The sequence below is a fragment of the Clostridium sp. ZBS15 genome, from assembly GCF_023845705.1.
Lineage (GTDB): Bacteria > Bacillota > Clostridia > Clostridiales > Clostridiaceae > Clostridium > Clostridium aquiflavi.
The window spans coordinates 21107-30019 of sequence record NZ_JAMQHY010000022.1; the positions used below are offsets into that span (position 1 = coordinate 21107).

At 26.3% G+C, this 8913-nt stretch carries 15 protein-coding genes and 1 pseudogene; 2 read left to right on the forward strand and 14 right to left on the reverse strand.

Translation table 11 applies throughout. The features are described 5' to 3' along the window. Window positions 1-242 precede the first annotated feature (242 nt). The 14 genes from NG904_RS08030 to NG904_RS17295 form a co-directional block, all read right to left on the reverse strand. Window positions 243-1229, reverse strand: coding sequence for an Rpn family recombination-promoting nuclease/putative transposase (locus tag NG904_RS08030; RefSeq protein WP_252230955.1), 987 nt, complete (start codon window positions 1227-1229; stop codon window positions 243-245). A gap of 99 nt (window positions 1230-1328) precedes the next feature. Beyond that, complete coding sequence (locus NG904_RS08035) at window positions 1329-1700, reverse strand: hypothetical protein (RefSeq protein ID WP_252230956.1); 372 nt, start codon at window positions 1698-1700, stop codon at window positions 1329-1331. Between the two features lie 230 nt (window positions 1701-1930). After that, window positions 1931-2371 (reverse strand): RHS repeat domain-containing protein, encoded by a 441-nt coding sequence (locus NG904_RS08040; RefSeq protein ID WP_252230958.1) that lies wholly within the window; start codon window positions 2369-2371, stop codon window positions 1931-1933. Further along, complete coding sequence (locus tag NG904_RS08045; RefSeq protein ID WP_252230960.1) at window positions 2334-2762, reverse strand: hypothetical protein; 429 nt, start codon at window positions 2760-2762, stop codon at window positions 2334-2336. The genes NG904_RS08040 and NG904_RS08045 overlap by 38 nt, the downstream gene beginning before the upstream one ends. Window positions 2763-2845: 83 nt before the next feature. After that, the gene (locus NG904_RS08050; RefSeq protein WP_252230962.1) at window positions 2846-3439 is read right to left on the reverse strand and encodes a hypothetical protein; all 594 of its coding nucleotides are present in this window, start codon (window positions 3437-3439) and stop codon (window positions 2846-2848) included. Window positions 3440-3735: 296 nt separating this feature from the next. Then, window positions 3736-4053, reverse strand: coding sequence for a barstar family protein (locus NG904_RS08055; protein WP_252230964.1), 318 nt, complete (start codon window positions 4051-4053; stop codon window positions 3736-3738). Window positions 4054-4143: 90 nt separating this feature from the next. Continuing rightward, a complete protein-coding gene (locus NG904_RS08060) occupies window positions 4144-4314 on the reverse strand; it encodes a hypothetical protein (protein WP_252230966.1) in 171 nt (56 codons plus the stop codon). A 29-nt stretch (window positions 4315-4343) separates the two neighbouring features. Then, window positions 4344-4661 carry a hypothetical protein gene (locus tag NG904_RS17485; RefSeq protein ID WP_353846053.1) on the reverse strand — a complete coding sequence of 106 codons (318 nt, stop codon included), beginning with the start codon at window positions 4659-4661 and terminating at the stop codon, window positions 4344-4346. Window positions 4662-4905: 244 nt separating this feature from the next. Next, window positions 4906-5526, reverse strand: coding sequence for a hypothetical protein (locus NG904_RS08070; protein ID WP_252230968.1), 621 nt, complete (start codon window positions 5524-5526; stop codon window positions 4906-4908). Between the two features lie 25 nt (window positions 5527-5551). Continuing rightward, window positions 5552-5677, reverse strand: a complete 126-nt coding sequence (locus NG904_RS17290; RefSeq protein WP_286674324.1) for a hypothetical protein — start codon at window positions 5675-5677, stop codon at window positions 5552-5554. Between the two features lie 155 nt (window positions 5678-5832). Continuing rightward, complete coding sequence (locus NG904_RS08075) at window positions 5833-6822, reverse strand: Rpn family recombination-promoting nuclease/putative transposase (protein WP_252230970.1); 990 nt, start codon at window positions 6820-6822, stop codon at window positions 5833-5835. 76 nt (window positions 6823-6898) lie between these two features. After that, window positions 6899-7159 carry a hypothetical protein gene (locus tag NG904_RS08080; RefSeq protein ID WP_252230972.1) on the reverse strand — a complete coding sequence of 87 codons (261 nt, stop codon included), beginning with the start codon at window positions 7157-7159 and terminating at the stop codon, window positions 6899-6901. Window positions 7160-7165: 6 nt separating this feature from the next. Next, window positions 7166-7345: a hypothetical protein gene (locus NG904_RS08085; RefSeq protein ID WP_252230974.1), complete on the reverse strand. Its 180-nt coding sequence runs from the start codon at window positions 7343-7345 to the stop codon at window positions 7166-7168. 289 nt (window positions 7346-7634) lie between these two features. Then, entirely contained in the window at window positions 7635-7769 is a 135-nt protein-coding gene (locus NG904_RS17295; RefSeq protein WP_286674325.1) for a hypothetical protein, read from the reverse strand. Here NG904_RS17295 and NG904_RS08090 point away from each other — a divergent pair. Further along, window positions 7756-8210 (forward strand): annotated as a pseudogene (locus NG904_RS08090) (transposase); the annotation flags it as partial. The gene NG904_RS17295 and the pseudogene NG904_RS08090 overlap by 14 nt on opposite strands. Before the next feature lie 136 nt (window positions 8211-8346). Continuing rightward, window positions 8347-8913, forward strand: a 567-nt coding sequence (locus NG904_RS08095; protein ID WP_252230976.1) for an IS256 family transposase, incomplete at its 3' end; no start/stop codon positions are given.

Sequence of the window (8913 nt, forward strand, 5' to 3'; positions counted from 1 at the left end):
CAACTTGTCCTTTTAAGTTGTAAGAATAAGTTGTTCCTACTCCATTGTCTTGTTCTTGCTTATATTGCTCTGGTAATACTTGTTTTATTATTCTATCATTTTTATCATAAAATAATCTTGCTGTATTTCCACTTACATTTGTAAAATGAGTAAGTCTATTTTGTGTATCGTAAATATAATTCTTTTAGATAAAAAAATAACAGCAATACCACTATCTCATGTTATCGCTGTTACTTTAATTCTTAATTATTTTGATTTAACCTTAGTTTCTTTATTTCATTAATGCTAAGGCCTGTCTTTAATGATATAGTCTCATCATCTAAAACATCCAGTAAATTTCTAGCAACTTCTATTGCTTTTTTATATTCGCCTTCTTGAATTCCTTTTTGGATTCCTTTTTGGATTCCTTTTTTAATTCCCTTTTCTTCACCTTTTTGTTCATAATATTTTTGTCTTATTTGATCAACAGTCATTCTTACAGCACCTCCTCTTTCTCTTTTATATTCTTCAAATTTTTGTTCTAATTCCTTATCTTCAATCAAAAATAAGTATTCTAAAAAATCTGCTAATGCTTTTATTTGTTCTTCATTTTTAACTTTATCATATTCAACTAACTCTTCTGCAAGTTGTATTTTTGCTTTATAAATATCCTCATCTGCTGACTTTGTTTCTAGTAACGTTTTGGCCATTTTAAATACTAATTTAAGTGGATTATAATCACTTATATTTTCTAAGTCTATTTTTTCAACATCTATTGTTCTAAAATTATAAACTAAAATTTCATCTTCTATATTTGGAACTTTATATACATACCTCTTGTCTTTTCCACGTTCACCCTTATATGTATATATAGCTGCTGCAATAACTTCACTTTTATCTTTGTTTTTATATCTAAATTTATCCCATATTCTATAAAAATACCTGAACATTCTTTCACTGAAAACATCTTCATCACTACTATAACTTTGAACTTCAACATGAATAAATAAAATCTTACTATTATTATCCTTAAGCTTTACCTTTATTATTTTATCTGAAATTATCTTTTCTGCACTATCTTTATCAAAAATTTCTCTTTGAATTTCTTGAAGCTCTAAATCTAAACTTTCAGTCCCAAGTTCCCATGCAATTTCATCAAATATTTCAGGGAATAATACTTCTACAACTTCCACCTCAAATGCTTCAAGTATTGTTTTCCATGCTGCATCATAGTCATGCTTCTTTGACAATCTATTCACCCCTTTTAAGAGTCCATTATCTTATATTATTAATACTTTGTTCTATATCTATAATTATATACTATTTAAAACTTTTCTTAAACATAAATATTAAAATTGTTGACCTGTATAAGTTATTCTATTATGAACTTCTTCTCTTGAATCAAGAACATTACCAAAAGCATCATAATAATATTCATTTCTAACTTTTTGATCTCTATCAGTTATAAATACTGTACTTCCTTGTTCATCAACAGTATAGAAGTATCTATTATATTTAGATTTAGGTTGTAGATTTTGACTTTCTCCTAAATCCACATTTCCATCTAAAATATCAGCTGCAACAACTTCATAGCCCCTAGTAAATCTAGAAATTACATTATAAGCTTTATCACTTTCAATTAAGATATCTCCATTTTTATTGAAAATAAATCTGCTTAACTTTTCATTTTCTTTTAAGAATTCAGTTGTGCTACGCACCATTTTTATATGTGCATATCTATTTACTAAAGTGTTTCCTTCTTTAATTATAGCTCTTACTGCTTGATTTAATGTATTATATTCAAAGATGTTATTTCCATCTTTTGTTTCTTCTTTTATTGTATTTCCTTGTTTTCCTGATGTCTAGTATTTCTAACGCTCTTTTATCACTAAGAACTACACGACCCTAGATATACTCAACTAAAAGCCTGAAAATTTCAAGCTAAGTTTCGTTATATTATAAGTAAAGAATATGTTGTTCCTACCCCATTATCTTTTTCACTATCATATTGTTCTGCAAGAACCTGCTTAACTATTCTATCAATTTCATCATAAACTTTTAATATTTCATATCCCTTTGGCGTTATTATCCTAGTTAGATTTCCATTCTTATCATATTCATATTTTGTTATAGACCAAATATTTTTTCCTTTATTCTTAGACGATATAAATTTACCATCTATCTCTTCTTTCTTCTTAATTAAATTTCCTACTTTATCATAAACATAATGAATTATTTTATTTGTAGTATCATTAATTTTAAAGCTTTCATATATTTTATTGTTTAAGCAATCATATTTATATCTTGCCTTAGCTCCACGTTTATCTTTAACTTCTATAAGTCTATTTTCTTTATCATAAGTAAATTTCATTATAATTGTTGCATATTTCATCTTCAAATATAGCATCAATTCCTTGCTTTTTTAATATCTTATTTCCATTTTTATCATAGCAATATGAAGTTACTTGATACTTAATTTTACTTTCTGAATTTTTATTATCTGAGCTTTCATTTGAATCTGAATTTACTATTTCAACAGGAACCTTCTTTTCAATTAAGTTGTTAGATAAATCATATTTAAATAATGTAGCATTTTTATCATTATCTATTTCTTTTATTATATTTCCATGAATATCATACTCAAAAGTTTTTTCTGTAATTTCTGTTTCTTCATTTATCTTTAATCCAACAACATTGGAAAGAACCTTTTTGACACTTACAAAGAAAATAAGAAAAGAAGCTCTTGCTAAACAGATTTTTAATCTGCTAATGCCACAGCTCATTACTATAATTTTTCTATTAAATTAACTTTACTTAAAATTTTTATTTTCCTGTAGTATTTATAAAATTTAAAGAATTGAGGTTACTATAAATTATTTTTCTTATATATTTCCTCTAATTTATCATATATTGAATGTGCGTTCAAACATAATTCTTTTAACTCTTCTGGTTTTATACTCTGCGTAATTATATAATGAGCTTGTTGGTACTCTCCATCATCTGGGATTGGATTCTCAAAATCATTTATTTTATATTTGCACCAAGTGCCTCCAGTTTCATAATCTATACGAACACATGCATATTTATCGTTTATATCTTCTAAATCTATTTCTATTATTGCTTGTTCCTTCCAATACTTTGTTTTCTTTTTAATCAAAACACTTCCAGTAGTTATATAGAATTGCATAGTCGTTGTATCATCTATATTAAATTTTAAATACTCATATCCTAATTCTGAATTTTCTTTACTGATTATTTCGCATATTTCTTTATTTTCTTGAATTTGTTGATTATAATAATTAATATTTTCTGCTATATACCTCAATACCTTAGTATCTGATGGTTTAATATTACTTTCCGCATTTAATTTGGAACTATCGCATCCTGCAATTGTTATAACAACATAAAAACTTATAATTAAAATTATTATAACTTTGATATCAAAAAATCCTTTTTTCATACTATTTAACTCCCTTGTCTAATTCTTGTTTTACTATATCAAAAAATTCTTTCTTTTTATCATCAACTTGTTTTCTTTTCTTTTTTTCTCTTTAAATATTTTATCTACATAGTCTTGAGTATGTTTAAAACCTGGATCACTTTGTGAATAAGAATTTAATTCTAATCCATCCTTAACATTCCTCCATCATAAGATAGAATGATTCTAATACGTGTTTCTCCTTTAGTTCCAATTGTTTCTCCTGCATCAATTATACTTTTCAAAAAAACCTCCAGAATTAATCGAGAGGTTTAAAATTAATCTTTATATATTACTTTACATTCATTAGAAATACATTCTACTAATATTTCTTTCAATTTTCCTGCTTCCTTAGGTATTATTTCATTTAAATGACTCCATCCATTAAATATAATCACTCTAGGCAACAGAGTTTCTTCTAAAAATTCTCTTAATGCATGCCAATTCATAACATAATATTGTGAAAACTCTAATTTTTCTTTTAAGGTTTTGTGCAACTCAATTAAAGAATTTATATTTCTACAATTTATCTCAACCCTGTCTTTTTTCCCATATTTTCGTTTTAATATCATAGTTATATTATCATCAATCTCCACATCATCAATAATTCTCTCAATATAACTATCATTAATTTTACTAAATTCATCATCATTATTAGATAGTAAATACTTTTGTAGTTCGTTTTTTTAACTAACAACTTGTCTATTATCATTATAATTAGTTGAAATTATTTCATAATAAATAGTATCAGCAAATAACCTATTTAATTCCTCATCATTATCATATACCCATTCTTCAAATTCTCCATTAGATAAATAATCTTTTGTATACAAACCTAAAACTTCTATTATTTTCATAGTTCCTCCTTAATATCCTTACTATATATTTATATTTCATATTTTTTTATTACTATTTCTCCACCTGCATTTAAATTTAATCCAGTTGGACTTGTAAGAGTTATTCCACTTTCATCTTCAAAATTTATACTTAATGGTTCTTTACTGCTACCTTTTATATTTAAAGCTCCTGGAAGCATTGCTATTTCACTTCCATGCTCTGTTTGAAAGTATCTGTTTGTTGCTTTAGATGTTTGTCCACAAGTATCTCCATTTTTTCTTTTGCAGCCTGTAACAATTGGTTCTTCGTTGTCTTCACCCGGAAAATATAGTCTTACACTTTCCCCAATGCTAGGAATTGCATACATTATGTTTACTGATGGTGGTGCATATCTAAACCAAAAAGCTTCTTCTTCATTTTGATTTTCGTCTATATTTAAATAAAGCTTTACTCTTTCTCCATCTACTGCAAGGACTTTTCCTTCAACAGATGCTCCGCCTAAAATCTAACATGTAATTCTTTCTACTTAAAATAAATTTCAGAACAATTACCTTCAAAATTAAATAAAGATAATACAGTTTATTATTTGTATTATCTTTATTTTACTTCAATTATCCTTCATCTTTTACTGGTTCTATTCTCAATAAGATATTGGTATTAGGTAAGTATTTTATCCTTACTTTCTTGACATTATCAAATTTTGCTTTAAACTTATTAAACTCTCTTTTTTCTACTATATTTCTTTCCGCTTGAAATTTAAAATCTATAGTTTCTATATATATTGTTGTTGATGAATATTTTCCAGTTATCACTTTTTCATAAATATTATTCAATTCTTGTACATCTTCACAATAAGTATCATTAATAACATAATCTAAATCCTTATAACATCTATAAGATCCACTATATTTTATAAGTTTATAACTAATACCACATATACACAATGCTATAATTATTAAACTCGCTACCTTTTTATAACTTTTACATTTAAAGAAATAAATTAATTCATTAATTATCAACCCAAGTAAAAAGAATAATATACCTGGCATACTTATTAAATAAAATATAAAATCTCTATAAAACTCTCCATACATATTTGTTTTTATGAGTACTCTGCTAAAAAGATTCATAATTCCCCACATAGATAAATATGTAAAAATTATTATCTTAATCCATTTTTCTAAAATTTCCCCCGATGTTTCATTAGATGCTTTTTTACTTTTATATCTCATGATTTACCTTCCTATTCATCATTTTTCATTTTCTTTTTGATCTAAACCAAAAAGCTTCTTCTTCACTTTGATTTTCGTCTATATTTAAATGAATCTTTACTAACTCTTCTTTTACAGCTAGAACTTTTCCTTCGATAGATGCTCCACACAAAAGTGAATTATATATTTTGGTTTGCCATACTCCGTTTTTTCTTTATTTCTTTGCAGAAAAAATACTCCATTTATAAATTTTTTATAAATGGAGTATTTCAAATTATATTATTTACAGGCTTTCAAAAACCAATTTAGTATTCAATTATTAATTCTTTAATTTAATCTTAGTTTCTTTATTTCATCAATGTTAAGGCCTGTTTTTAATGCAATTGTTTCATCATCTAAAACATCCAACAAATTCCTAGCAACTTCTATTGCTTTTTTATATTCACCTTCTTGAATTCCTTTTTCAATTCCTTTTTCAATTCCTTTTTGAATTCCTTCTTCAATTCCAATTTCTTTTCCTTTTTGTTCATAATACTTTTGTCTTATTTGATCAACTGTCATTCTTACAGCACCTCCTCTTTCTCTTTTATATTCTTCAAATTTTTGTTCTAATTCCTTATCTTCAATCAAAAATAAGTATTCTAAAAAATCTGCTAATGCTTTTATTTGTTCTTCATTTTTAATCTTATCGTATTCAACTAACTCTTCTGCAAGTTGTATTTTTGCTTTATAAACATCCTCATCTTTTGGTTTTATTTCAAGAAGCGTTTTCGCCATCTTAAATACTAATTTTAAAGGATTATCATAACTTATATTTTCTAATTCTATTTTTTCAATATCTATTGTTCTAAAGTTATATACAAGTATTTCCTCATCAAGCTTTGGAACTCTATACACATATCTTGTGTCTTTTCCACGTTCGCCTTTATAAGTATATATAGCTGCTGCTATAACTTCACTTTTATCTTTATTTTTATATCTAAATTTATCCCATATTCTATAGAAATATCTAAACATTCTCTCTCCAAAGACATCTTCATCGCTACTATAGCTTTGAACTTCAACATGAATGAATAGTATTTTGCTATTATTATCTTTTAATCTTACCTTTATTATTTTATCTGAAATTATCTTTTCTGCACTATCTTTATCAAATATTTCTCTTTGGATTTCTGCAAGCTCTAAATCTAAACTTTCTGTTCCTTTTTCCCATGCTATTTCATCAAATATTTCTGGAAATAAAACTTCTACTACTTCTACTTCGAAGGCTTCAAGTATTGTCTTCCAAGCTGCATCATAATCATGTTTTTTAGGCAAATTACTCACCACACTTTCTTTAAGTCCATATATCTATTATATCTTATTAATTATAATTTTAGCAAGAATTGTAGGATTAAAGTTTGACTTTCGGTGTCCAAAATATTGACATAAGACCAGTTATTCTATTATGAACTTCTTCTCTTGAATCAAGTACATTTCCAAATGTATCGTACCAGTACTCATTTATAACAGCACCGCTTCCATCTGTTATAAATACTGTACGTCCCTGTTCATCAATAGAATAATAATATCTTGATAAACTGTAATTTGTCGAGCTGTTTAAGTGAGAGTCCAAATTTATAATTTGGTTACTCGAACTTACTCCTGCAAACATATGTGATCAGTGAGTTTCCTTAGAATAATATCCAATATCAGCTGCGACAATTTCATATCCCCTAGTAAATCTAGAAATTACATTATCATCTTCATCACTTTCAACTAATATATCTCCATTTTTATTGAAAATAAATCTACTTAATTTTTCATTTTCTTTTAAGAATTCAGTTGTGCTACGCACCATTTTTATATGTGCATATCTATTTACTAAAGTGTTTCCTTCTTTAATTATAGCTTTTACTTGTTTATTTAGGATATTATATCAACTACATTATTCTATAACCATAATAGATAATTTGATTTTATTCCATTTTTTTAAATAAGCTGTTTAAAAACTAACTAAGTTAATTTTTAAACATCCTAATCTTAAATATTCTAAGCTTGAATTATAATAATACATTTCAACTTAATTTAATTTTTTTCAATTTATATTTTCTATGAGTATATTTATCTTTCAATATTACTGATATCTACTAATCCTCATATGGACACGGGCTATCATCTTCTTCTAAAAGAGAATCGTCTTCTTCCTCAAACTCAATATAAGTAAATTCATGTTTTTTATTATAATTTTGAATAATATCTGAAAACGATAATATTGAATTCATAAATTTTATTTCAGGCATAGGACAATTAACAGCTATCACACTAATGACTGAAATAGGTGATATTAATGGCTTTCTTAATCCTAAACACCTTGTTGACTTTTGGGTATTGATAGCTCAGTTAATGAGTCTGGTAAATTTAAAGGTAATCAAAATAAATTTTCAAAACGTGGAACACTAATCGGTCGAAGAGCATTCTATGCTGTTGCACTTGAGTCTATAAGAACAAATCGTAATGGAATTCCTATAAATAAAGTTTTATTAGAATGTTATCAAATAAACCTTAAAAGTAAAAAGGCTAAAGTAGCCTTGGTAGCTATAATTCACAAAATTATAAACTATATATTTGCTGTTCTCCGAAATCAAATTCCGTTTGAATTAAGAGATCCTAAAATACATAAACAAATGTTTTTAGAAAATAGTCCTTTAAACAAAGCCACTTAATTATATTCCAATATTTGCAATCATTCGTATTTTAAGATGGTTGGCCCTGTAAATAATTTTGTGTAAACTGAATAAAATTAACTCCTTCTTGGAAATAATTAAGATAACAAATTATTACAAGAAGGAGTTTTTTTATATGGGAAATGTGTCGAAAGAATTATTAAGAGAATACATAAAGGAGCAAAATTTTAGTAACGCTAATGAAATTTTAGTTGGACTTAAAGAAATGTTTAGAGACGTTTTACAAGAATCTTTAGAGGCTGAAATGGATGAAGCATTAGGATACGGAAAGTATGATAGTATTGAAAAAAATAATGATAATAGTCGCAATGGATATTCAAAAAAGACTGTTAAAACAGAGCTCGGACCTGTACAGCTAAATATACCAAGAGATAGAAAAGGTGATTTTGAACCTAAAATAGTTCCTAAACATCAAAGATCCATTAACGGTATCGAGGATAAAATATTAGGACTTTATGCAACTGGAATGACAACAAGAGATATATCTGACCAAATAAGAGCGTTATATGGGGTAGATGTAAGTGCAGAAACTGTATCAAATATAACAAATAGAATATTACCTTTGGTTTCGGAATGGCAAAATAGACTATTAGAAAATACCTATTCCTTTATATTTATGGATGCTATACATTATAAAGTTAGAGAAGATAAACAAATTATAATTAAAGCTGCTTATGTTGTG